We start from the raw sequence: 23,284 nt of genomic DNA on the forward strand, positions 1-23,284 counted from the left end.
ATACCGGCCTGTCACGCCGGGGGTCGCGGGTTCGAGTCCCGTCCGCTCCGCCAGAACTCACAAAAAGGTGAACGAACTACAGCGTTCACCTTTTTTTTTGACAAGGGTGGCTCAAGCCAATCGCCATGTTCGAGTTTGTCCAGAACAATAAAGTCTTCATTCAGGTTGTCTTGGGAGCTGTCGCGTTGACCTTCGTGGGCTTCGGCGTGGGCAGTTATGAAGCAGCTTCCGACGACCCTTATCTCGCCAAGGTGGGTTCCGCCAAGATTTACAAGCGCGATCTGGATCGGGCATTGGAAGGCCAGCCCACCGATTCCGCCAGCCGCCAGGCCGCGCTGGAAAACCTGATCCGCCAAGAACTGCTGCTGTCCGACGCGCATGACCGTGGCGTCACCGTCAGCCCCGAGCAGTTGCGCAAAGTCATCGCCTCCATTCCCGCCTTCCAGGACAACGGCAAATTCAGCCCGGAACGCTACCGCGAATTCCTGCAGAACCGCTATCCGTCGCCCGAGGCCTTCGAAACCCAGGTCAAACGCGACATCGTGCTGCAAAGCCAGCTGACCGGCATCGCCGGCACCGAGTTCGTCGCGAATACCGTGGTCAGCCGCCTGGCCGGCTTGTTGGGCGAGGGCCGCGAAGTGCGCGCGCTGCTGCTGAAGCCGGCGGACTTCGCCGCTGAGGTCAAGACCGACGACGCCGCGCTCAAGGCATACTACGACGCCAACGCCAAGCGCTTCCGCCTGCCGGAGCAGGTGAAGCTGGACTACGTGCTGCTGTCCCAGGATGCGCTGGCGCAGAGTGTCAAGCCCAGCGACGCCGAGCTGCAGAAGTACTACGAACAGCACAAGGCCGAGTTCAGCAATGAGCAGCGCCGCGCGTCCCACATCCTGCTGACCGTGCCCAAGGACGCCAAGCCGGAGCAAAAGGCCAAGATCAAGGCCGAGGCCGAGGCCTTGCTGAAGGAAGTGCGCGCCAATCCGGCCCGCTTCGCCGAGTTGGCCAAGGCCAAGTCGCAAGACCCGGGCTCCGCCGCCAATGGCGGCGATCTGGGCTTCTTCGATCGCGGCATGATGGTCAAGCCCTTCGACGACGCGGTGTTCCGCATGCAGCCGGGCCAGATCAGCGAGGTGATCGCCACCGACTTCGGCTATCACATCATCAAGCTGGCGGAAGTGAAGTCGCGCGACTTCTCCGAGGTCAAGGCGGCGATTGCCGAGAAGCTGCAGCGTCAGCAGGCCGGCAGCCTGTTCCGCGCTCAGGCGGACAAGCTGGCCGAACTGGCTTATCAGCAGGGCGATTCGCTGAAAGCGATCGCGGAACAGCTGAAGCTGCAGCCGCAGCATTCGGATTGGCTGGGGCGCGACAAGCCGGCGACGGACGCATTGCTCAACAGCCCGAAAGTGCTGGAAGCGGCGTTCAGCGAAGACGTGCTGAAGAAAAAGCACAATAGCGAGCCGGTGGACATCGGCAATGGCCGCCTGCTGGTGCTGCGCGTGGCCGATCATCAGCCGGAACGCCAGCAGAAGCTGGACGAGGTGCGCGACGCGATCAAGGCGGAGCTGGTGGCCAAGGAAGGCGCCAAGCTGGCCGAGAAAAAGGGGCAGGCGCTGTTGGCCGAGCTGAAGACGGGCAAGGGCGAGGGCAAGGCCTGGGGCGAAGCCAAGACCGTGCTGCGCCGCGATCCGGCCGGTCTGCCGATCGCCGATGCGCGCGCGGTGTTCGCCGCCCAGGTGGGCAAGCTGCCGGCTTTCGCCGGCGCCAAGCGCGACAACGGCGATTACGCGCTTTATCGCATCGACAAAGTGATCCCGGCTCCGGCCGCCAGCGAGGCCGAGCGTGGCCAGCTGGGCGCCATCCTGGGCGAGATGAACGCCAATGCCCAGCTGTCCAGCTATCTGGATACCCTGCGCCAGAAGTACAGCGTCACCATGGGCAAGCAAGGCTTGGCCGACGCGCAGTAAGTTCGGCGCAAGGCCAAATGGACCGCCGCCAGCGATTGCTGACGGCGGTTTTTTATTGTGCTGGCGCTTTGGGCGCGCGTGCTTTGCTTATTTGCTTATAACCCCTAGTATTAAAAGATGGCGACTTTGGCGTCGGATGCGACAAATACCGGTTTTTTTGGGTGGCGGGTATTGACTGGAAACGAAAATAGATGTTCAATCATAAACAAATTCAGTCGCCGATTTGAACACAGCTTGCGGGCGTAAAACAGCTAAAGCGTGGGTAAGCAGACCCAGGACGTGATCCAGCATCTGCTTACAGCAATCTCGATTCAGCAGTGATTCCGAAGATTCCCATGCAAGGCCCGCCGGCTCCAATCGGCGGGCCTTGTGCTTTTGGAGTGTTTGGAATGATTCATCTACAGAATGTCCGCAAGCGGTTTCGCCACCCCGAGGGTGGCTGGTTCGACGCGGTGACGGAAACCTCTCTGACCATCCGCCCGGGTGAAGTCTTCGGCCTGATCGGTTTTTCCGGCGCCGGCAAGTCCACCTTGCTGCGGCTGATCAATTTGTTGGAACGCCCGGACCACGGCGCGGTCATCGTCGACGGCGAAGACCTGACCAGCTTGTCCGCCAAGGCGCTGCGCCGCGCGCGCCAGAACATCGGCATGGTGTTCCAGCAATTCAATCTGATGGCCAACCGCACCGTGGCCGGCAATGTCGCCTTTCCGCTGGAAGTGGCCGGCTGGTCCAAGGCGGATATCGACAAGCGCGTCAATGAATGCCTGGAAGTGGTGGGCCTCTTGGACCGCGCCAACCATTACCCGGCGCAATTGTCCGGCGGCCAGAAGCAGCGTGTCGGCATCGCCCGCGCGCTGGCGCCCAATCCCAAGGTGATCCTGGCCGACGAGCCGACCTCGGCGCTGGACCCGAAAACCACCCAAGCGGTGCTGGAGTGCCTGAAGGACATCAATCAGCGCTTTGGCGTCACCATCGTCATCGTCACCCATGAAATGGGCGTGGTGCGGGCGATCTGCCACCGCGCGGCGGCGCTGGACGCCGGCCGGGTGGTGGAAGTGGTGGAAGTGTCGAACAATGTCGTGGCGGCGGATTCCGATCTGGCGCGCTCGCTGCTGGAGGCCGCGTAATGGATGCCGCAACCCTGAACGAAGCCGTGCAGAACCTGGTGAGCATGGGACCGGAGATCTGGCAGGCGCTGCAGGAAACCATGGTGATGCTGGGCCTGGGCTTGAGCGCCGCCATCTTGCTGGGCGGTCCGCTCGGCATCGTGCTCTATCTGACCCAGCCGGGTCAGCAATTCGCCAACCGCGCGCTGAACGGCGTGCTGGGCTGGACGGTGAACCTGGTGCGTTCCTTCCCCTTCATCATTCTGATGGTGTCGCTGGTGCCGCTGACGCGGGTACTGGTGGGCAGCACCATAGGCCCCATCGCCGCCTCGGTGCCGCTGGCCTTCGCCGCGATTCCGTATTTCGGCCGCCTGGTCGAGCAGACGCTGCGCGAGATTCCGCGCGGCGTGGTGGAAGCGGCCGAGGCGATGGGGGCCAGCCCGCTGCAGATCATCTGCAAGGTGCTGATCAATGAAGCCCGTTCCGGCCTGATTTCCAGCCTGACCATCCTGACCATCAGCTTCCTCAGCTATACCGCGGTGGCGGGGGTGGTGGGCGGCGGCGGCATCGGCGATCTGGCGATCCGTTACGGCTATTACCGTTACCAGACCGATGTGATGGTGGCCATGGTGCTGCTGCTGGTGGCGCTGGTGCAGATCATTCAACTGCTGGGCAACCGCCTGGCGGCCAAGCTGGACAAACGTTGACATCCGCCGGCGCCTGGCGCCGGCAGGGTGAACCCTTTATCTATCAATGACAAGCAGGAGAAACAGATGCGCAGATTCGTGATCAAGGCAGTGGCGGCTTCGGTATTGGGACTGGCGGTGGCCGGCGCGGCGCTGGCGGCGGACCCGGCCAAGAAGGATATCGTGATCGGCACCACCGTCGGCGACTTCGGCGATATGGTCAAGCAGTCGATCAAGCCCATCCTGGAAAAGCAGGGTTATAAGGTCAAGCTGGTGGAATTCACCGACTATGTGCGTCCGAACCTGGCCTTGCAGGAAGGCGCGCTGGATGTGAATGTATTCCAGCACAAGCCCTATCTGGACAACTTCGCCAAAGAGCACAAGCTGAGCCTGAAAGAGGCGTTCCAAGTGCCGACCGCGCCGCTGGGCGTTTACGCCGGCAAGGTCAAGGCCTTGAAGGACGTCAAGGTGGGCTCCACCGTGGCCGCGCCCAACGATCCGTCCAACTTCGCCCGCGCGCTGGTGATGCTGGCCGACCTGGGCTGGGTCAAGCTGAAGCCAGGCATCAATCCGCTGACCGCTTCCGAGCGCGACATCGCCGTCAATGTGAAGAAGATCAAGATCATTCCGCTGGAAGCCGCGCAACTGCCGCGTTCGCGCAGCGACGTGGACTTCGCGGTGATCAACGGCAATTTCGCCACCAGTTCCGGCATCAAGCTGACCGAGGCGGTGTATCAGGAAAAGAGCTACGCCTATGTGAACTGGGGCGTGGTGCGCGCGGCGGACGCCGGCAAGCCCTGGGCCAAGGATGTGGTGGCGGCCTACAACTCGCCGGCCTTCCAGGCTTACGCCAAGCAGAAATACGCGGGCTACAAGCTGCCGCAGAACTGGAAATAAGCGCGATCGCTTATTGACGCGCCGCGGGCGGATGGCCGGCGGCGCAGGATTTCTTGTAACACTCCTGGCTACAAGACTTGATGGGAGGGCTTAGCCCTCCCAATTTTTTTGCGCGCTTAGAACGTGTTTACGATCTTGTGAGCTAGGGCGAGACAAGGCGAAAACCGTTGAGAAAGCGGAATGTACAAGCGGTACATGAGCATTTTGAGCTCGGTTTCAACGCCCATTTCTATCCATCCCGCCGACGCGCAGCAGATCGTAAACAGGTTCTTAGACCCGCTAACAAAATCCCTGATCCTGCGTTGCGCCTCCTTGTCGCACTACTGGTACTGTCTGCGTCGGCGCGCCTTGGTTCAGGGGCGCTGCGCGGTTTTGTCAGGGGCTCTTATTTCAGATAGGAGCGCAAGACGCCCACCACCTGTTCCAGGTCCCGGCTGCGTTGCGCGGGATCGGCCGCGTCCGGGCCCAGATGCTCGCGCAGATGGCCCTCCATCACCTCCATCATCAGGCCGTTGACGGCGCCGCGCACCGCGGCGATCTGCTGCAATATCGCCGAGCAATCGACTTCCTGTTCCAGCGCGCGCTCCAGCGCTTCGGCCTGGCCCTTGATGCGGCGGACGCGGGTCAATAGCTTTTTCTTGTCTTTCACGGTGTGCGGCATGCGCGCGGTTTCCTTTTCTTGGTAATATACTGGGGTATAGTATATTGAACACCATTCTGCCGCGGGGCGTGGATGCGAACCCGCCGCGGCGGCCAAACGGAACTCATTGTAGAGAAGGTCACAGATGCCGCCAATCGCCGAGCTGATTCAACAAGGAAACATCAATCTCTGGCTGTTCATTCCATCCGCTATTCTGCTGGGCGCGCTGCACGGGCTGGAGCCAGGGCATTCCAAGACCATGATGGCGTCCTTCATCATCGCCATCCGCGGCAGTCTGGGCCAGGCGGTGCTGCTGGGCTTGTGCGCGGCCCTGTCGCATTCCTTGATCGTGTGGCTGCTGGCGGGGCTGGCGCTCAAATACGGCAATCAGCTGATCGCGGAGCAGGCCGAGCCGTATTTGATGTTGTTCTCGGCCGTGGTGGTCTTGACGGTGGCGGGCTGGATGTTGTGGCGCACCTGGCGCGATAATCTGGCTGCACGGGCGATGCGGCAAGCGCCTCATGGCGGCCGCATGATAGATACCGGGCACGGCTTGCTGGAGGTCGTGCTTCTGCCGGGGACGGTCGCGCGCGTGGCCTTGTACCAGTATGGCGCCGGACTGCGGCGAGCAAAGCCGGCTGGACAGGGCCTGACGCTGGAGTGGCGGTTGGATGGCCGCGCGGGCGAGTCCGGTTTCGAAACTGAGGGGGAGTATCTGTTGAGCGCGCCGTTGCCGGCGGGAGCCCGTATCGGGGCCTTGCGGCTGGCTCATGGCGGCCATGCGCACCATTATCCGCTGCGGCTGACGTCACCGCTCGACGCGGCGCAGGCCGGGCCTTATCGTCGCGCGGCGGAGGCGGGGCCGGCCAAGAGCCTGCGGCGTGGGCCGGAAACGGTGTCGATTTATCAGGATGCTCATGAGAGGGCTCACGCCGAGCAGATCCAGCGGCGCTTTGCCGGCCGTGAGGTCGGCAATGTCCAGATCGCCTTGTTCGGCCTGACCGGCGGCCTGATACCGTGCCCAGCCTCGGTGACCATTCTGCTGTTATGCCTGCATCTGAAGCATTTTTCCCTGGGCGCGACCCTGGTGGCGTCGTTCAGCCTGGGCCTGGCCATGGCGCTGGTCAGCGTCGGCTTGCTGGCCGCTTGGGGCGTGCGCAAGGCTGATGCCCGCTTCGGCGGGGTGGGCGAGTGGGCGCGGCGCGCGCCTTATCTGTCGGCCGGGCTGATGCTGGTGGTTGGTTTGGCCATGGCCGCGCAGGCCGTGAGCGGCCTGGCGGCTTGAGCGCGGCCGAGATACGGCGCTTCACAGGACGTGTTCATGATCTCGCGAGCAGGAGCGAGACAAGGCGAAAACGAGCGAAAAAGCGGAATGTACTCGTGGTACATAAGCATTTTGAGCTCGTACTCACCGAGCGACGCCTCACGAAGCGCAGCAGACCTTGAACAGGTTCTCAGGCTATGCGCGGGCTTGGGCGGCCTTGCCGCCGGCCGTGGGCGCGCGCGGCCAGCGCCCCAAGACCGGCCAGCACGGCGGACAGGCATAGCACCGCCGGCATGCCGGCGTGTTGAAAGCGCTGAGCGCCCGCGGCGGCGCCGATAGTGATGCCCAGGTAGAGGGCGCTGCTCATCATGCCGAGCACCGTGGTCCGGCGGCGGGGGAAGTGTTGCGCGGCATGGGCTTGCGCCGCGGGGAAGAAGCCGTAGGCGCTCAAGGCCAGCAAGAACAGGCCGGCTGCCAGTACCGGCAGCGATGCGGCGGACCAGAGCCAGGCCAGGGCGGCGAAGATGGCGCTCATCGCCAGCAAGGCGGCTTGCACCATCGGCCATGAGCCGATGCGATCGGCGATCTTGCCGCCCAGCAGCACGCCCAGCGCGGCGCCGCAACCAAAGCTGCTGAGCAGCGCGGCGATGTGGCCGGCGTCGGCGGCGTGTTCCCGCCCGAGCGCGGTGGCCAACAAGGTGTAACCGGCGTAGACGCTGGATGCCCAGGCGGTCATGGTGAGCAGATGCGGCCAGGCTTGCAGCAGGCTTTCCGGCGCGGCGGCCGCGCCCTGAGCGGCGCGCGGCGGCGGGCCGCCGGCCGTGCGCCAGGCGCGCATATTGAGCGGCAGCATCAGCGTCAAGGCCGAGGCCAGGCCGAGGAAGACCAGACGCCAGTTGCCGATATCGCCGACCAGCAGGCCGAAAGGCGCGCCCAGTCCCAGCGCGATCACCAGCCCGGAATTGACCTGAGCCATGCGGGAGGCTCGCCGCTCCGTTTCGGCATGTTCGGCGGCGAGGGCGTAAAGCATGGGTGAGATGGAGGCCGCGGCGAATCCCGCCAGCACGCGGCTGGCCAAGAGATGAGCAAGGCTGGTGGCCAGCGCGGTATAGGCATTGGCGGCGGCGAGGGCCGCGATGCCGAACAGCAACACGCCGCGCGCGCCGCAGCGCTCGGCCAGGCGTCCCTGCAAGGGACAGGCGATGGCGTAGGTCAGGCTGAAAGCGCTGACCAGCACGGCGAGAGAGGCGGGTTGATAGCCCAGTTCGCGGCCGATCAGCGGCAGCAGCGGCGAGATGACGAATAAGTCGGTGCCGACCAGGAAAATGGTGAACCAGGCGATGGGCAGCCACTTGGCGGCGTGCTTGGGGGCGGATGACATCTTGACGGCTCCGTGCAATGATAGAGTTCTAAGATAATATTAGAGGTCTAACATTATGCGCAATAGGCAAATGTCATTGCCGGAGGCGGGCGAGGACAAACGCGGGCCGGAAGGGCGCCTGGGTTATCTATTGCGTCAGGCCGCTGCGGCGCATCGCTTGCGGATGGAGCGGGCCTTGGCCGATCTGGACATCACGCCGCCGCAGTTCACGGTGTTGACGATGCTGGCGTCCTATCCCGGCTGTTCCAATGCCGACATCGCCCGCATCGCGGTGCTGACCGCGCCAACGGTCACGGTGATCGTCGGCAATCTGGAGGCGAGAGGGGCGGTGACGCGGCGGCGGCACGCGGAACATGGCCGCATCCTCCACATCGACGTCAGCGCTCAGGGTTTGGCCTTGTTGGAGCGTTGCCGCGAACGGGTGCACGCGCTGGACGAGGCGCTGCTAGCCGGCTTTGCTGAGGAGGAAGAGGCGGCGGTGCGGCGCTGGCTGTCCGCCGCCGCGCGCGATCCCGCCGCCTGAGAGGCCGCTCGAGGCCTGTCGTCGCCAGCGGGCGCGCCGCGGCTTCAAGCGCAAGGCCTTGTCTTGCCCGCGGCTCAGCCGGGCGTCTTCGCCGCGCTGGCGCGGCCCAGATAACGTTCCAGCCAGCGATCCTGCTCCCACAGCATATGCAGTATCGACTCACGCGCGCGGTAGCCATGGCTTTCCGCCGGCAGCGTCACCAGCCGCGCGGTGGCGCCCAGGCCCTGTAGCGCCTGGTACAACCGCTCGCTCTGCAGCGGGAAGGTGCCGGGGTTGTTGTCCATTTCGCCATGGATCAGCAGCAGCGGGTCCTTGATCTGTTCGGCGTAGTTGAACGGCGACATGGTTTGATACACCGCTTTGGCCTGCCAGAAATTGCGTTCTTCCGACTGGAAACCGAAGGGCGTCAGCGTGCGGTTGTAAGCGCCGGAGCGGGCGATGCCGGCGTGGAACAGCCGGGTGTGCGCCAGCAGATTGGCGGTCATGAAGGCGCCGTAGGAATGGCCGCCGACGGCGATGCGGGCGGGGTCGGCCACGCCTAGGCGCAGCACTTCGTCCACCGCGGCCTGGGCGTTCATTTTCAGTTGCGGCAGATAGCTGTCGTTCGGTTCTTTGTCGCCTTCGCCGACGATGGGCATGCCGGGGTCGTCCAGCACCGCGTAGCCGCGCGCCAGCATCGCCAGCGGCCCCCAATAGCTGATGCGGTTGAAGCGGTACGGCGATTCCGTCACCTGGCTGGCCGCGGCGGCGGTTTTGAATTCGGTGGGATAGGCCCACATCAGCAGCGGCAGCGGGCCGTCGCGCTTGGCTTGGTAGCCGGGCGGAAGATACAAGGTGGCGGTCAGTTCCACGCCATCGGCGCGGCGATAGCGCAGCAACTGCTTGCCCACGTTCTGCAACTGCGGCGTCGGATGCGGCATATGCGTCAGCATGGCCAGGCTGGCCGGCCGGCCTGGTTCCAGCCGGTAGAGGTTGGGCGGCTGCGACGGAGATTCGCGGCTGAGCAGCAACTGGCCTGCCTTGTCGTCCAGCAGCGCCAGCGCTTGTTCGAACCACGGCGCCCGTGATTGCCACAAACGGGTGGCGCGCTTGTCGTCCAGCGCGTAGCGGTCGACGAAGGGGCGGTCGCCATCCGGGCCGGCGCCATCGCCAAGCAGGTAGATGGCCTTGCCGTCCGGCGTGGTCTGCAGCACCAACTGGCCATTGGCATTGCTGACCGTGGCGGCCTCACCGGGGTCGCTATAACGGTCTTCGGATTTGCGGCTGCTCAGCAGTTCCGGCGCGGCGTCTTGATCGGGGCGCGCGCGCCAGACTTTCAATTCCCGGGTTTTCCACCAGTGTTCGCGCACCAGGGCCAGGTCGCCGCGGCCCCAGCGGATGTCGACGAAGCGGCTGGCCAGCCGCTGCCATTGGCGCGGCGCTTGCTGGAAGGGCGCGGCTTGCAGAAAGAGCGCGTCGCGCTCGGCGGCGGCGCGGCCAGGGTCGCCGCCGTCCAATGCCTCGACCCAGAACAGGCTGGCCGGCGCATCGGCGCGCCAGGCCACTTCGCGCGGACCGGCCTCCACCGCGTCATTGCCGGAAGGCATGCGTTCCAGCAGCGGCCGCTGGGCCACGGTGCGCACGATGCGTCCCTGCCGATCCAGTACATCGATGCGCTTGGGAAAGCGCGACAGCGGCACCAGCGTGGAATAGGGGCGTTGCAGCCGGGTGGTCAGCAGATATTGGCGGTTGGGCGCGCCGCTGACGCCGAGATAGCGTTCCGGCTGGCCGATGAGGCTGAGTTTGCCGTCCATGCCGAGTAGCGCCAATTGGCTTTGCAATTGGTAGTCCAGCAGGTCGGCGTCGTACGCGGTCTTGAGCAGGTCGGGGTAGGTGCGGGTCTGCGACAGCGCGCCGCCCTCGCTTTGCTGGATATTGGGGCCGTCCGGCGCGGCCGGCGCGCGCGGCGCCGGGCCTTGGCGCGCGGGCACCAGCTTGACCAGCAATTGTTGGCCTAGCCAGGCGAAGCCCGGCCCGGTGGCGGCGTTGAGGTGGAAATCGCCCAGGCGGCGCGCGCGGGCGCTGGCCACGTCCAGCAGCCAGAGCTCCACGCCCTTGGCGCCCCACAGGCTGAAGGCGACGCGGCTTTCGTCGGCGGACCAGGCGCTGTCGGCGATACGGGCGTGGGCGGACAGGCCTTGCACCGCGCGGCTGCGGCCGTGGTTCAGGTCCAGCAGGCTGAGCGCGTTGCCGAAGTCGAAGCGGCTGGCGGCGCGCATCGCCGGATTGAGGCGCAGGCCGGCCAACTTGAGTTCCGGCTGGGCGACATCGGCGATGCCGGGCAGGCCGGGGCGTTGGATCTGCAGCAGGGTTTGGCGCTTGGGCCCCAGGCTTTGCAGTGGCGGGCGCGGCGCGTCCACCAGCGCCTGCAGTTCGGCGGGCGGGGTTTGATAGCCGGCGGCGGCGGGCAGCGCGAGCGCGCCCAAGAGTAGCGGCGCGCCGACAAGCAGCGGAAAACGACGAGGCATGCGGGGCTCCTGGCGGGGCATGAGGGGCAAGCGGAAAAACTTGCCCTAGTCTCGCCGGAGCGTCAAGGCGCGCCGCGCGCGGGCGGCGGCGGCCAAGCGCGGGCTTAGAACGGCGCGGTGGCGCTAAGCAATTCTTTTTGCTGGGGATTGGCCGGCGTTACCGGGTAGTCGAAGAACTGCAGCGTCAGGCCGCCGCCGTCCGCGCTGAAGCGGGCCGGGAAGCCCAGCGGCAGCGTGGTCTTGTCGTGGACATGACCAAAAGGAATGCCAGTCAGTACCGGAAGGCCGGTCAGGCGGCGGATTTCCGCCAGCACCGCGTCCAGGGTGTAGCCGGGATCGTAGATGTCGATCTGGCGGTTCATATTGAAATCGCCGATGAAAATGGCGCGTTGCTTGGCCAGCACGCCGGCCTGATGCAGCTGCTGCAGCATGCGCTCGATGCGATAGGGTTGCTCGGCGACATCCTCCAGGAACAGCAGGCCGCCCTTGATGTCCGGCAGGTAGGGAGTGCCGACCAGACTGCTGAGCACGCTGAGGTTGCCGCCCCAGAAAATGCCCTCGCCGCTGGCGTTGTGTCGTTGCGGCGTGTCGACGCGCAGCTGGCGGTTGGCGGTGGTGGTGGTGGTCAGGAATTCGTTGAGGGTGAAGGCGCTGGCTTGTTTGGCGCCGAAGTCGCTGACCATGGGGCCGGCGAAGCTGCCCAGCCCGCCCTTGGCCAGCAGGGCCAGCTGGATGGCGGTGAAATCGCTATAGCCTATCAGCTGGCTGCCGGATTCGCGCAGCAGCGGACACAGCCGGCCGTAGTCGATATGCGGCAGCAGGCGGGTTGCGCCGTAGCCGCCGCGGCCGGCCACCAGCAGCTGCGGCGCGCGGCGGCGCGAGATCAGCTGGTTGAGGTCGGCCAGCCTTTGCGCGTCGCTGCCGGCGAAGCGCTGCTCGCGGCGGTCCAGGGCCTGGACGTTTTCCAACTGGTAGCCGGCCTGGCGCAGCCGTTCCACCGCCAGCTGTTTTTGGCGCGCGTCCGGCAGCGGGCCGGAGCAGGCTGTGAAGTAGAGGCTGCTGCCGGCGGCAACGGTCGGAGCGGGAAGGGTTTGATCAACCATGGTGCGACATCCTTGCAAGAGGCCAAGGCCGGCGCTGAGCGCGCCCATCTGGAGTAATTGACGACGAGAATATTGAATGCGGGCAGTCATTGAATCCGGGGCCGGAAAGGCCGGTGCAAACGGGGTTCGACAGCGCGGGGCTGCGTGAGTTGCGCCAGTATACGGCAAACGCGGCGGCGACGCCGAGCGCCGCCGCCGCGGAGGGCTTGGAGCAGGTTCTTTAGGCGAGCAGATTGGCCAGGCTGGAAGTCGACTGCTGCATGGCGGACAACTCGCTGTTCAACGTGGTGTACTGGTTGAGCAGCGAACTCTTCTCATTGGCCAGCTGGTTGTTGAGCTGGGACTGGAGATTGGTTTCGTCGCTGATCTTGGTGTTGATGTCGCCTTGGTCGGTGGTGATCATGCCATTGGGTCCCAGCAGGTTGTTGATGGCGGTGTTGAAGGTGTTGGCGTAGCCATTGTTCTGCGCGTTGCCGAACAGATTGGCGACGGCGCTGGGATTGGCGGTCAGCGCGGTGGTGAAGGCGGTGGAATCCAGTTTCAGCGTGCCGTCCGCCTGTTGGGTGATGCCGACCTGGGCTAGGTAGGCGTAAGAACTGGTGGCGTTGACGCCGGGCACCGGCGTGCTGAGCAGGCCGGCCAGCTGTTCTTGCAGGCCGATCACATCGCTATTGTTCTTCATGCTGCCGCCAAGCGCGGAGTTGCTGGAGCTGATCACTTGGTTGTAGGCGCTGACGAAGCTTTGCAGCGTCGAGGTGACGTTGGCGGTGTTCTGGCTCATGTTCAGCGTCGCCTGGCCCAGCTTGTTGAGATTGACGGTGGCGCCGTTGATCACATTGCTCAGGGTGTTGCTGCTGGAGGAGACGTTGACGCCATTGACGGTGAGGTGGGCATCCTGGGCCGCCGCCGACTCGCTGACGGCGGAGCTGCTCTGGCCCAGGCCGGCCAGGGTGTTGCCGGAGGTGGTGCCGCTATCGCTGCCGCCGGCGGTGATGCTGAAGGCGTTGGCGGGGCCGGATTGCGATGAGGCCAGCACCAGCGAGTAGTTGTTGTTGTACTGCACCACCGAGGCGTTGACGCCGATGCCGGCGCTATTGATGCTGTCGGCGATGGAGGACAGCGAGATGGTGGAGCCGTTCTGGCCCAGTTGCACGGTGCTGGTGGTGCCGTTGATGTTGAAACTCAGCGCGCTGGGCGCGCCGGCCAGCGCCGCGTTCTGGTCGGTGATGGCCTGGCCGCCGGAGGTTTGGTCGAACACCAATTGCCGCGGCTGCGCCAACTGGGTGACGTTGAGCGCGTAATTGCCGGCCACGCCGCCGGAGGTGGTGCTGGCGGTGGCGATGGTGTTGTCGGTGGAGGTGACCTGGAACTGCTGCAGGAAACTGCCCGAGGCCATGGCGGTGACCGAGGTCTGCAGGCCGGACAGCGCCGAGCTGATCTGGCCGATGGAACTGAGCTGCGACTGATAGTTGCTGACCCGGTTCTGGCTTTCCGTCAGCGGCTGAGATTCGACCGACATCAGCTGGCTGACGATGCTTTGAACGTCCAGCGGTCCAACGCTGGTGGTAATGGATGCCATGACGACTTCTCCCCGCGCGATCCGCTGCCATGGGCGCGCTGCAATGCTAGAGATTCAAGAATCTTGTTGTCGTAATGCGTCCATCACGGTGCTGCTTCCGGCTGCCAGGCCGGCGCGGGCTGACGCCGCAGCTTCCATTGTAGAAGGCGGCGCGCGGCGCGCGGATGAATACTTATCGACCATTCCAGTCAGGACTTTAGCGCGGCGCGCGAAATCACCGACGGTGTGGTTTCCGTCATAACGCGGGCCGCGGCCATGGGTTGACGCCGCCGCGGCCCGGGCTTTCCTTCGATGCTAGGGGCCGTGCTTGGCCTCGGCGGCATCGCCGGCTTCGCCGCCGTTCTCCGGCGGCGGGCTCTTGGGCGGCAGGAAGAAGGACAGCGGCGCGCCGAGGAAGCGTTTGAACAGCATCGGCACCAGCGGCCACAGCAGGCTGCCGGACAGCTTGCGCGAACGCAGCGCCACCCACAGCGCCAGCGAGAAGCTGACCGCCAGGTTGGTCAGGCCGATCAGCGCCACGCCGGCGCAGCCCAGCAGCACCGTGGCCAGAGGCAGCTGGAAGTCCTGCGCCACGGTGGCGAAGGCCAGGTTGGCGGCGGAGAAGGTGATGTGGCGGATGTCGATGGGCAGGCCGAGGATGAAGCCTATGGTGCCGGTCAGGCCCAGAAACATGCCGAAGTAGAAGTTGCCGGCCAGCGCGCCCAGATTGTGTTCGATATAGCTGCCCAGTTTCCAGGCGCGGTGTTCGCCCAGCAGGCGCTTGAGGCCGGGGTGGGAGGAAATGCGTTCCGGGATGCGGCGGTAGATCGCCTTATTGTCGTAATAGCCGGCGATCAGGCCGGACAGGAACAGGAACACCCCGGCGATGGCGGCGTGCGGCAGCGCCAGGCTGTGAATGGGATCGATATCGTGCATCAGGCGCTGCGCCTTGGCCACGTCCACCACCGGCGCGCCGAAGGCTGCCTGCCAGGCGAAGGCGATCAGGCCGGCGGTGGGAATGGCCAGCAGCACATTGCCGAGGATGGCGACGAATTGGGTGCGCATCACCTTGACCACCAGATCGGCCAGGTCTTCCAGCTGTTTCTTGTGGCCGTGGTTCTCGTGCAGCACCGCGGCGATGCGCGCGGCGGTCATCGCCGGCTGCTTGGTGGCTATGGTCAGGTGCAGGATCTGCACGATGATGAAGCCCAGCGCGTAGTTGAGACCGAAGGAGATGCCTTCCCACAGCGGCGGCAGGTGGCCGCGGCTGAGCATCAGCTTGATCAATGCCATGAAGCCGACGATCAGGCCGGCGCCCATCGCCGCCTTGGCCATGCCGGTCCATTCCTGGCGGCTCTCGGCGATATAGTGTTCGCCGTGGCGGCCGGCGTGCTCGGTGACTTGCAGCGCCAGCAGTTCCACATTGGACTTGAACAGATCGCGCAGGCTGTATTTGCGGTTTTCCGCGCGCGCGAAGGTGACGATGAGCTGGAACAAATGGGGCTGGGTGGCCGGATCGTGTTCCGGGTCAAGTATCGCCAGCAGTGCGCGGATGCGGGCAATGCTTTGCGCCAGCCGCAGGCCGTGATAGGTGAGGTTGACCGAGATGCCGAAGCGGCGCGCGTTCTTGCGCACCTTGTTGAGTATGTTCTCGCACTGGTCCAGCAGCACCTGCACATGCTTGTCGTCTTCCGCGCGCTCCAGACCCTCGATCAGGTCGCGGCGGTAGCCGTCGACATAGCGCTGCACCTCGGCGTTCAGATTGAGAAACGGCGATTCGAAGCGCTCGATGTCCGGGTTGATGCGCACCAGCTCCGGCTCCAGGCCGATGGCGGTGATCTGGGCGGACAGCACTTGCACCGATTCCAGCAATTGCAGCCGAGTCTGCTGCCAGCCGTCGGCATTGTCGTTTTCCTGCCAAGCCATCGCCCGCCACAAGGCGTGCCAGGTGGAGTCGGGTATCGTCGCCAGCCACACATAATCCTGTTTCCAGCTGAACAGCCGGCTGAAGCGGTCCTGCAGCGAATCCGCCTTGTAGGGCATGGGCAGGATGCGTTCGCCGACGCGGCGCAGCAGGGTGGAGCCGAAGCCCTCGTTGGCCAGGATGCCGCATTCGGTGTACAGCGGGATCTGCCGGGTTTCGGTCAGCAGCTGCAGCAAGGCCTTGCGCAGGGCCGCGCGGTCGTCGGCGCTGTGTTCCAGCAGATAGGACAGCGCCTGCAGATTGACTACCGCCTGCTGCGGCTTGTCGGCGTCGTCGGGACGCAGGCATTGCAATAGCGCGGACAGCGCGTCCAGCGGGGAAGGGGATTGGCCGATCTGGCGCAGCGCCTGTTCCAGGCTGGGGGAATCAATGTTTTCGCTCATCTAGGTGTGGCTTAGGGTGCAGTGGGTGGTGGGGCGGGATTGGGGCCCATGACCTAATGGTAGGCGCAAGCGGGCGGATTTTCCGGGCGCGGCGCCGGCGGCGCTCGCCCAAGGGCGTCTTGGATAGGCATCGGGGTTTAGAGATGGGGACGATTGATTCAGTTTCCAGCTTTACTTGTAAAATCGTGCAATTGACACCTTACTGACCAGTAAGTAGAGTGCTTCGCATGACTCAAGGCTCCGATCCCAAGACCGACACCCGCAAGCGCATTCTGGACATCGCCGAGCAGTTGCTGCTCAGCCGTGGCTTCAATGCCTTCAGCTATCAGCACATCAGCAGTGAACTGGGAGTGCGCAACGCCGCCATCCATTATCACTTTCCCAAGAAGAGCGATCTGGGCGTGGCGCTGATCCAGCGCTATCGTCGCCGCTTCCGGCGTTTCATCGAGCAGCAGGCGGAATTGGATCCCGGCGCGCAGCTGGAGGCGTATTTCGGCCTCAGCGACAGCTATTACCGGCAGCATAGGCAGATCTGTCCCAGCGGCATCCTCAGCACCGAGTTCCTGACCCTGCCCGAGGATATGCAGCGGGAAGCGGCCGCCTTCATCGACGAAATGCGGCAATGGGCGGTGGACATCACCAGGCGCGGCGCGGCCAGCGGCCAGATGCGTTACGCCGGCACGCCGGAGGCCATAGGCATGATGCTGTTCTCGGCCTTGCAGGGCGCGCTGCAACTGGCGCGCATAGACGACGGCGCGCTGGACACCATCAAGCGGCAGGTGCGCGCGGTGCTGGGCTTGCCCGGACATTGAGTGCGGTAATCACGATAACAAGTAGAGGGGCGCTATATGGAATACAAGAAAAACAGCATGAGCCGCATTGCCGACAAGGTGGGCAAGCTGCCCGCCGGCCTGCGCAGCACGGTGCTCAGCATGATGTTCGGCAAGATCGTGCCGTTTCTGTCCACCGCCGGCCTGCGTTTCGAGGACGTTGGCCATCAGCGGCTGACGGTGTCCATCCGCAACCGCAAGAAGGTGCAGAACCATATCCGCGGCGTGCACGCCGCGGCGATGGCGCTGTTGGCGGAGACTTCGACCGGCTTCGTCGTCGGCATGAATATGCCGGACGACAAGCTGATGCTGCTCAAGTCGATGAAGGTCAACTATGTGCGCCGCTCGCAGGGCGATATGCGCGCGGTGGCCAGCCTGAGCCTGGAGCAGATCCAACTGATGCACGATACGGAAAAGGGCGAGGTGCTGGTGCCGGTGCAGGTCACCGACGAATCCGGCGAGGCGCCGATCGAGTGTGAAATGCTGTGGGCGTGGATTCCCAAGAAGCGCCCGGAACAAGGAGCGGCGGCATGATCAATCTGGAAACGGTGGGCATAGAGCTGAACGATCGGGTGGCGCTGATCCGCTTCAAACGCGCGGACAAGGCCAATGCGCTGAATCGTCAGATGTGGCAGGACTTGCGCGCGGCCTTCGAATGGCTGGACCAGACGCCGGAGGCGCGCGTGGGCGTGCTGGCCGGCGAGGGCCGGCATTTCTGTTCCGGCATCGACCTGGCCATGCTGATGGGCGTGCAGGCGGCGATTGCCGACGACTGCGAGGCGCGCAAGCGCGAGAAACTGCGCCGCTTGATCCTGGATTTGCAGGATTGCGTCAACAGCCTGGAGCGCTGCGCCAAGCCGGTGATCGCCGCGGTGCACGGCGCCTGCGTCGGCGGCGGCCTGGATATCGCGCTGGCGGCGGATTTCCGTTTCGCCGCCGCGAACGCGGTGTTCTCGGTGCGCGAGATCGATGTCGGCATGGTGGCCGATGTGGGTTCGCTGCAGCGTCTGCCGCGGGTGGTGGGCGAAGGCCTGGCGCGCGAGCTGGCCTTGACCGGCCGCGACGTGGCGGCGGAAGAGGCGCTGGCCATGCGCTTGGTCAACCGGGTGCTGCCGGATGCCGACGCGGTGCTGGCGGCGGCGCTGGAATCGGCGCGGCTGATCGCCGCCAAATCGCCGCTGGCGATGCGCGGCTGCAAGGAAGTGCTCAATTACAGCCGCGACCATACCGTGGCGGACGGCCTCAACTACGTGGCGGCCTGGAACGCGGCGATGCTGATTTCCGAGGATATCCAGAAGGCCGGCATGGCGATGATGAGCGGCCAGGCGCCGCAGTTCCGCGACTGAGCGCGACGGGGCTGTTTGTCGATGGCGCCCGCGGGCGCCATTTTTGTTGGCGGCGCGCAAAGAAAAAGAGGCGCATGGCGCCTCTTCTGGGTTTTGCTGCGTGCGGAGCTTATTGGGCGGCGCTGGCGGCCGGCGCGGCGGCGGCTTCGCCGCCGACGGTGGACACCACTTCCCACTTGCCGCCCTTGACCTGATACACGGTGACCGCGCCATTCTTGATGTCGCCCTTGTCGTCAAAGGCGATCTTGCCGGTCACGCCGGTGTAGCTGGTCTTGCCCACTTCTGCCAGATAGGTTTTCGGGTCGGTGGACTTGGCGCGCTTCATCGCGTCCACCAGCACCATCACCGCGTCGTACTCGTACGGCGCGTAGATCTGCACCTCGGTGTTGAACTGCTTCTTGAACTTGTCGTTGAAGGCGGCAAAGCCCGGCATCTTGTCGCGCGGCACGCCGCAGCTGGACGCGTACTGACCGTCGGAAGCCTCGCCGGCCAGCTTGATGAACTCCGGCGTTTGCCAGCCGTCGCCGCCCATCAGCTTGGCCTTGAGGCCCAGGCGCTGCATCTGCTTGGCCAGCGGGCCGGCTTGCGCGTCCATGCCGCCGTAGAAGATCAGGTCCGGCTTGGCGGACTTGATCGAGGTCAGGATGGCGTTGAAGTCGGTGGCGGTGTTGGTGGTGAACTCGCGCTTCACCACATCGGCGCCCTTGCCCTTGACCGCGGCTTCGAACTGATCGGCCAGGCCCTGGCCGTAGGCGGTGCGGTCGTCGATGATGGCGATCTTCTTGGCCTTCAGGCCGGTGGCGGCGAACTCGCCTAGCGCGCGGCCTTGTTGCACGTCGTTGGCGATCACGCGGAAGGTGGTCTTGAAGCCCTGCTTGGTGTAGTCCGGGTTGGTGGCGGACGGGGAAATCTGCGGAATTCCGGCGTCGGAGTAGATCTTGGACGCGGGGATGGTGGTGCCCGAATTCAGGTGGCCGACCACGCCGGCGACGCCGGCGTCCACCAGGCGCTGCGCAACCTGGGTGCCGATTTTCGGATCGCCCTGGTCGTCTTCCGACACCAGTTCGAACTTGAGTTTCTTGCCGCCGATTTCGACGCCGGCGGCGTTCAGATCGGCGATCGCCAGCTTGGCGCCGTATTCATTGTCCTTGCCCAGATGGGAAATCGGACCGGACATCGGCGATACCTGGCCGATCTTGACGACGGCGCCGTCGCCCGCGGTTTGAGCCGGGGCCGACGCAGCCTGGTTGGCGGCCGGTTGCTCTTGCTTGCCGCAAGCGGCCAGGGTCATGGCGGCAGCGGCAATGACGCTGAGGCGGACATATTTGTTCATGTGATGTATCCCCTGATTCTCTATTCTGTAGACTCTAGTCATCTCTTTGTGGCCAGCGGAAATGTGAAAATGACCGCTGGTTGCGTTTGATTATGGGTAGCTGTTTACGCGAGTGTCAATGTCGAAACCGGGGAGTAGCACAACTATCGTTAAACTTTTCTGCTAATGGTGTGTCTAAAGCGCAAACGCCACCTGGAAAAATGACCAGGTGGCGTTGGTTTTTACTTAGTGCATTGTATTTAAATGCTAATTTGATTTGTTTTTGTCGGGCGCATGTTTAATTTTCGGCGCCAAGCGCCTTGGCGCGCTGCTGCCTCAGTGGGGCGTTTTCCGCCTGGGCTTCGCACCATCCGGCCAGATTCTGTTTGATCATAGTCGATATCGCGAGAATCCATTGCGGGTTTTCATTCAAACAAGAAATGTAGCGATATTCGCCACCGCCGTGGCTGAGGAAGGTTTCCTTGCCCTCCATCGCGATTTCTTCCAGTGTCTCCAGGCAATCGGCGACAAAGCCCGGACAGAGAATGTCCAGCTTGCCGGTCTTATCCTTGCCCAGTTTGCTCAGCACTTCGCTGGTATAGGGTTGTAGCCATTCGGCGCGGCCGAAACGGCTCTGGAAGCATATCTGGTATTCCTGCTCGCTCAGGCCCAGCGCTTCCGCCAATAAGCGTCCCGTTTTCTGGCATTCGCAGTGATAGGGGTCGCCCTTGTCGCGGGTGAAGCGCGGCACGCCGTGAAAACTCATCACCAGCTTGTCGCCGCGGCCGTGGGCCAGCCAATGGGCGCGCACCTGCGCCGCCAGCGCGGCGATATAGCCGGGGTCATCGTGGAAATGGCGGATGGTGCGCAGTTCCGGCATATTGCGCAGCTTCATCAGCGCGCGGAACACCTGGTCCAGCGCGGTGGCGCTGGAGGAGGCCGCGTACTGCGGATACAAGGGCAGCACCAGCAGCCGTTCCACCCCCTGTTCGCGCATGCGCGCGATCACGCTTTCCACCGAGGGCTCGCCGTAGCGCATGGCGAAATCCACCACCAGGTCGCGCAAGCCCATCTCGCCCAACTGGCCCTTGATCAGCGCCGCCTGTTTGCGGGTGTGGGTGTAGAGCGGCGAGCCGTCCCTGTCCCAGATCGCCGCGTATTTCTTGGCGGATTGGGCGGGGCGGGTGTTCAGGATCACGCCATTGAGAATCAGCCACCAGATGGCGCGCGGGATCTCGATCACGCGGCGGTCGGACAGGAATTCCTTCAGATAAGGGCGCAGCGCCTTGGCGGTGGGTGCTTGCGGGGTGCCCAGATTGAGTAGCAGCACGCCGGTCTTGGGCGTGTAGTCGTGGCGAAACGGGGGTTCGGGCTTGAAATCCGCCATGCGGGACCTCTTGGTTGAGGCCGGGCGGCATGACGCCCGGCCGGGTTTGGGGGCGACTGGCTTAGTCTTAGTCTTCGCGGGACGGCGCCAGCACCGCGCGGTTGCCGTTGCTTTCCATCGCCGACACCAGGCCGGCGGATTCCATCTGCTCGATCAGCCGCGCGGCGCGGTTATAGCCTATGCGCAGATGGCGCTGCACCGAGGAGATCGACGCCTTGCGGGTTTTCAGCACGATGGCCACCGCTTCGTCGTACAGAGGATCGGCTTCGCCGCCGGCCTCGCCATCGCCGCCGGCCGCGACGCCGTCATCGCCGTCGCTCTGGCCGCTGAGGATGCCTTCCACATAGTCCGGCCCGCCGGTGCTCTTCAGGAATTCCACCACGTGATGGACTTCCTCGTCGGCGACGAAGGCGCCGTGCACCCGCACCGGGTAGCCGGTGCCCGGCGGCAGATAGAGCATGTCGCCCTGGCCGAGCAGGGTTTCCGCGCCCATCTGGTCCAGAATGGTGCGGCTGTCTATCTTGCTGGACACCTGGAAGGCGATGCGAGTCGGGATATTGGCCTTGATCAGGCCGGTGATCACGTCCACCGACGGCCGCTGGGTGGCCAGGATCAAATGGATGCCGGCGGCGCGCGCCTTCTGCGCCAGCCGCGCGATCAGTTCTTCTATCTTCTTGCCGGCCACCATCATCAGGTCGGCCAGCTCATCTATCACCACCACGATCAGCGGCAGGGTGTCCAGCGGCTCGGGCATCTCCGGCGTCTGGCTGAAGGGATTGGGGATCTTTTCGCCGGCCTTGTCGGCGTCCTTGATCTTCTGGTTGAAGCCGGCCAGATTACGCACGCCCAGCTTGGACATCAGCTTATAGCGCCGTTCCATCTCCGCCACGCACCAGTTCAGCGCGTTGGCGGCCTGCTTCATATCGGTGACCACTGGCGCCAGCAAATGCGGAATACCTTCGTAGATCGACAGCTCCAGCATCTTGGGGTCGACCATGATCAGCCGCACTTCCTTGGGCGTGGACTTGTACAGCAGCGACAAGATCATCGCGTTGATCGCCACCGATTTGCCGGAGCCGGTGGTGCCTGCCACCAGCACATGCGGCATCTTGGCGAGGTCGGCCGACACCGGCTGGCCGGCGATGTCCTTGCCCAGCGCCATGGTCAGCCGCGATCCCATGTTCTGGTAGCCGTCGGAGCCGACGATTTCCGACAGCCGCACGATCTGGCGTTTGGGGTTGGGTAGCTCCAGGCCCATATAGGTCTTGCCCGGAATGGTTTCCACCACGCGGATGGACACCAGGGACAGCGCGCGCGCCAGGTCCTTCATCAGGTTGACGATCTGCGCGCCCTTGACGCCCACCGCCGGTTCCACTTCGTAGCGGGTGATCACCGGGCCGGGATAGGCGGCCACTACCTTGACGTCGACGCCGAAGTCGGCCAGCTTGCGCTCGATCAGGCGCGAGGTGTATTCCACGGTGTCCTGCGACACCGGCTCCTGCTGTTCCTTGGGCGCTTCCAGCAGCGTCAGCCCGGGCAGCGCGCCATCCTTGGGATCGGCGAACAAGGATTGCTGCACCGGCTTCTGCGCCTTGGTGGACAGCGGCACGTCCAGCACTGGCGGCTCGATGCGCAGTGGCGTTTTTTCCTCGTTCTTCTTTTTCGCGGTGGTGATCTTTTCCTCGCGCTTCTGCGCGATTTCCTTGCCGATCTCGCGGTCGCGGCGCGCCTGCCATTGCTGCCACAGCTTGAGCGCGCCGTCTTCCAGCGCGCCGCCCAGCCGTTCCATGATGTCCAGCCAGGACAGGCCGGTGAATAGCGAGAAACCGATGGCGGCGAGCACGCTGAGCAAGAGATAGGCGCCGGACAGGCCCAGGCCGCGGGCGATGCCTAGGCCGATGAAATGGCCGAACATGCCGCCGGCGGACAGCGGCAGGTTCAGCGCCTTCTCCGCCAGGATGATGGCTTCTATGCTGGCGCTGGAAAACAGCAGCAGCAGGAAGCCGCCGATGGCGGCGACAGTGATGGGATTGAGCTTGAAGCCCAGGGTTTCCATGCGCTGATAGCCCCAGGCGATGGCCACCAGGCAGAACACCACCAGCCACCAGGCGGACAGGCCGAACACATAGAGCAGCATGTCGGACAGCCAGGCGCCGAAAGCGCCACCGTAATTGCGCACCGTGGGATCGGACGAACTGTGCGACCAAGAGGGATCGAGCGAGGAGTAGCTGGCCAGCACCAAGACCAGGTAGACGGCCAATACGGCCATCAATAGCCACCACGCCTCGCGCAGCAGCGAGGCCAGCTGCGGCGGCAAGGGCGTTTGATTGTTCTTGACTACGGCTTTGCGCTTGAAAAGTCGCATTTTTCTCTTGTTCGGCTATGACTGTCGCTGATTATAGCCTGACACGCCTGC

Annotated in this window: 18 protein-coding genes; 9 read left to right on the plus strand and 9 right to left on the minus strand. The window is 64.4% G+C overall.

Annotated features, from left to right (window positions below; all coding sequences use genetic code 11):
- Positions 1 to 125 precede the first annotated feature (125 nt).
- From ACE3QM_RS13420 to ACE3QM_RS13435, 4 genes are all read left to right on the plus strand, one after another.
- A complete protein-coding gene (locus tag ACE3QM_RS13420; protein WP_374422516.1) occupies positions 126 to 1,961 on the plus strand; it encodes a SurA N-terminal domain-containing protein in 1,836 nt (611 codons plus the stop codon).
- A gap of 389 nt (positions 1,962 to 2,350) precedes the next feature.
- Positions 2,351 to 3,088 carry a methionine ABC transporter ATP-binding protein gene (locus tag ACE3QM_RS13425; RefSeq protein WP_048411022.1) on the plus strand — a complete coding sequence of 246 codons (738 nt, stop codon included), beginning with the start codon at positions 2,351 to 2,353 and terminating at the stop codon, positions 3,086 to 3,088.
- Positions 3,088 to 3,774, plus strand: coding sequence for a methionine ABC transporter permease (locus tag ACE3QM_RS13430; RefSeq protein WP_048411021.1), 687 nt, complete (start codon positions 3,088 to 3,090; stop codon positions 3,772 to 3,774). Before ACE3QM_RS13425 ends, ACE3QM_RS13430 begins: the two co-directional genes overlap by 1 nt.
- A gap of 66 nt (positions 3,775 to 3,840) precedes the next feature.
- Entirely contained in the window at positions 3,841 to 4,650 is an 810-nt protein-coding gene (locus ACE3QM_RS13435; protein ID WP_048411020.1) for a MetQ/NlpA family ABC transporter substrate-binding protein, read from the plus strand.
- Positions 4,651 to 5,035: 385 nt separating this feature from the next.
- On the opposite strand, the gene ACE3QM_RS13440 is transcribed toward ACE3QM_RS13435, so the two are convergent.
- Positions 5,036 to 5,311: a metal/formaldehyde-sensitive transcriptional repressor gene (locus ACE3QM_RS13440; protein ID WP_048411117.1), complete on the minus strand. Its 276-nt coding sequence runs from the start codon at positions 5,309 to 5,311 to the stop codon at positions 5,036 to 5,038.
- A 124-nt stretch (positions 5,312 to 5,435) separates the two neighbouring features.
- On the opposite strand from ACE3QM_RS13440, the gene ACE3QM_RS13445 reads away from it, so the two are divergent.
- On the plus strand, positions 5,436 to 6,575 hold the full coding sequence (locus ACE3QM_RS13445) for a sulfite exporter TauE/SafE family protein (RefSeq protein WP_374422521.1): 1,140 nt from the start codon (positions 5,436 to 5,438) through the stop codon (positions 6,573 to 6,575).
- Between the two features lie 169 nt (positions 6,576 to 6,744).
- Here the strand turns inward: ACE3QM_RS13445 and ACE3QM_RS13450 are convergent, their stop codons facing one another.
- On the minus strand, positions 6,745 to 7,935 hold the full coding sequence (locus tag ACE3QM_RS13450) for an MFS transporter (RefSeq protein ID WP_048411018.1): 1,191 nt from the start codon (positions 7,933 to 7,935) through the stop codon (positions 6,745 to 6,747).
- Between the two features lie 70 nt (positions 7,936 to 8,005).
- Between ACE3QM_RS13450 and ACE3QM_RS13455 the strand changes: the two genes are divergently transcribed.
- Positions 8,006 to 8,458, plus strand: a complete 453-nt coding sequence (locus tag ACE3QM_RS13455) for a MarR family winged helix-turn-helix transcriptional regulator (protein ID WP_231460800.1) — start codon at positions 8,006 to 8,008, stop codon at positions 8,456 to 8,458.
- 74 nt (positions 8,459 to 8,532) lie between these two features.
- Here ACE3QM_RS13455 and ACE3QM_RS13460 read toward each other — a convergent pair whose 3' ends face one another.
- The 4 genes from ACE3QM_RS13460 to ACE3QM_RS13475 all read right to left on the minus strand — a co-directional run bounded on the left by ACE3QM_RS13460 (position 8,533) and on the right by ACE3QM_RS13475 (position 15,993).
- Positions 8,533 to 10,965 (minus strand): alpha/beta fold hydrolase, encoded by a 2,433-nt coding sequence (locus ACE3QM_RS13460; protein ID WP_374422524.1) that lies wholly within the window; start codon positions 10,963 to 10,965, stop codon positions 8,533 to 8,535.
- 104 nt (positions 10,966 to 11,069) lie between these two features.
- The gene (locus ACE3QM_RS13465) at positions 11,070 to 12,068 is read right to left on the minus strand and encodes an LD-carboxypeptidase (protein WP_231464228.1); all 999 of its coding nucleotides are present in this window, start codon (positions 12,066 to 12,068) and stop codon (positions 11,070 to 11,072) included.
- Positions 12,069 to 12,288: 220 nt separating this feature from the next.
- Positions 12,289 to 13,647 carry a flagellar filament capping protein FliD gene (fliD, locus tag ACE3QM_RS13470; protein ID WP_048411014.1) on the minus strand — a complete coding sequence of 453 codons (1,359 nt, stop codon included), beginning with the start codon at positions 13,645 to 13,647 and terminating at the stop codon, positions 12,289 to 12,291.
- A gap of 294 nt (positions 13,648 to 13,941) precedes the next feature.
- On the minus strand, positions 13,942 to 15,993 hold the full coding sequence (locus tag ACE3QM_RS13475) for a site-specific recombinase (protein WP_374422527.1): 2,052 nt from the start codon (positions 15,991 to 15,993) through the stop codon (positions 13,942 to 13,944).
- Positions 15,994 to 16,220: 227 nt separating this feature from the next.
- Between ACE3QM_RS13475 and ACE3QM_RS13480 the strand changes: the two genes are divergently transcribed.
- The 3 genes from ACE3QM_RS13480 to ACE3QM_RS13490 are packed head-to-tail and all read left to right on the plus strand — an operon-like array spanning position 16,221 to position 18,169.
- Positions 16,221 to 16,805: a TetR/AcrR family transcriptional regulator gene (locus tag ACE3QM_RS13480; protein WP_231464223.1), complete on the plus strand. Its 585-nt coding sequence runs from the start codon at positions 16,221 to 16,223 to the stop codon at positions 16,803 to 16,805.
- Positions 16,806 to 16,841: 36 nt separating this feature from the next.
- A complete protein-coding gene (locus tag ACE3QM_RS13485; protein ID WP_048411012.1) occupies positions 16,842 to 17,357 on the plus strand; it encodes a DUF4442 domain-containing protein in 516 nt (171 codons plus the stop codon).
- Positions 17,354 to 18,169 carry a crotonase/enoyl-CoA hydratase family protein gene (locus ACE3QM_RS13490; RefSeq protein ID WP_048411011.1) on the plus strand — a complete coding sequence of 272 codons (816 nt, stop codon included), beginning with the start codon at positions 17,354 to 17,356 and terminating at the stop codon, positions 18,167 to 18,169. Before ACE3QM_RS13485 ends, ACE3QM_RS13490 begins: the two co-directional genes overlap by 4 nt.
- A gap of 109 nt (positions 18,170 to 18,278) precedes the next feature.
- On the opposite strand, the gene ACE3QM_RS13495 is transcribed toward ACE3QM_RS13490, so the two are convergent.
- The 3 genes from ACE3QM_RS13495 to ACE3QM_RS13505 form a co-directional block, all read right to left on the minus strand.
- Positions 18,279 to 19,502: a branched-chain amino acid ABC transporter substrate-binding protein gene (locus ACE3QM_RS13495; RefSeq protein WP_048411010.1), complete on the minus strand. Its 1,224-nt coding sequence runs from the start codon at positions 19,500 to 19,502 to the stop codon at positions 18,279 to 18,281.
- A gap of 277 nt (positions 19,503 to 19,779) precedes the next feature.
- Positions 19,780 to 20,868 (minus strand): ferrochelatase, encoded by a 1,089-nt coding sequence (gene hemH / locus ACE3QM_RS13500; RefSeq protein WP_374422530.1) that lies wholly within the window; start codon positions 20,866 to 20,868, stop codon positions 19,780 to 19,782.
- Between the two features lie 67 nt (positions 20,869 to 20,935).
- Entirely contained in the window at positions 20,936 to 23,233 is a 2,298-nt protein-coding gene (locus ACE3QM_RS13505; protein WP_374422532.1) for a DNA translocase FtsK, read from the minus strand.
- Between the last annotated feature and the right edge of the window lie 51 nt (positions 23,234 to 23,284).

It is taken from the genome of Chromobacterium sp. (assembly GCF_041912965.1).
GTDB classification, from domain to species: domain Bacteria; phylum Pseudomonadota; class Gammaproteobacteria; order Burkholderiales; family Chromobacteriaceae; genus Chromobacterium; species Chromobacterium aquaticum.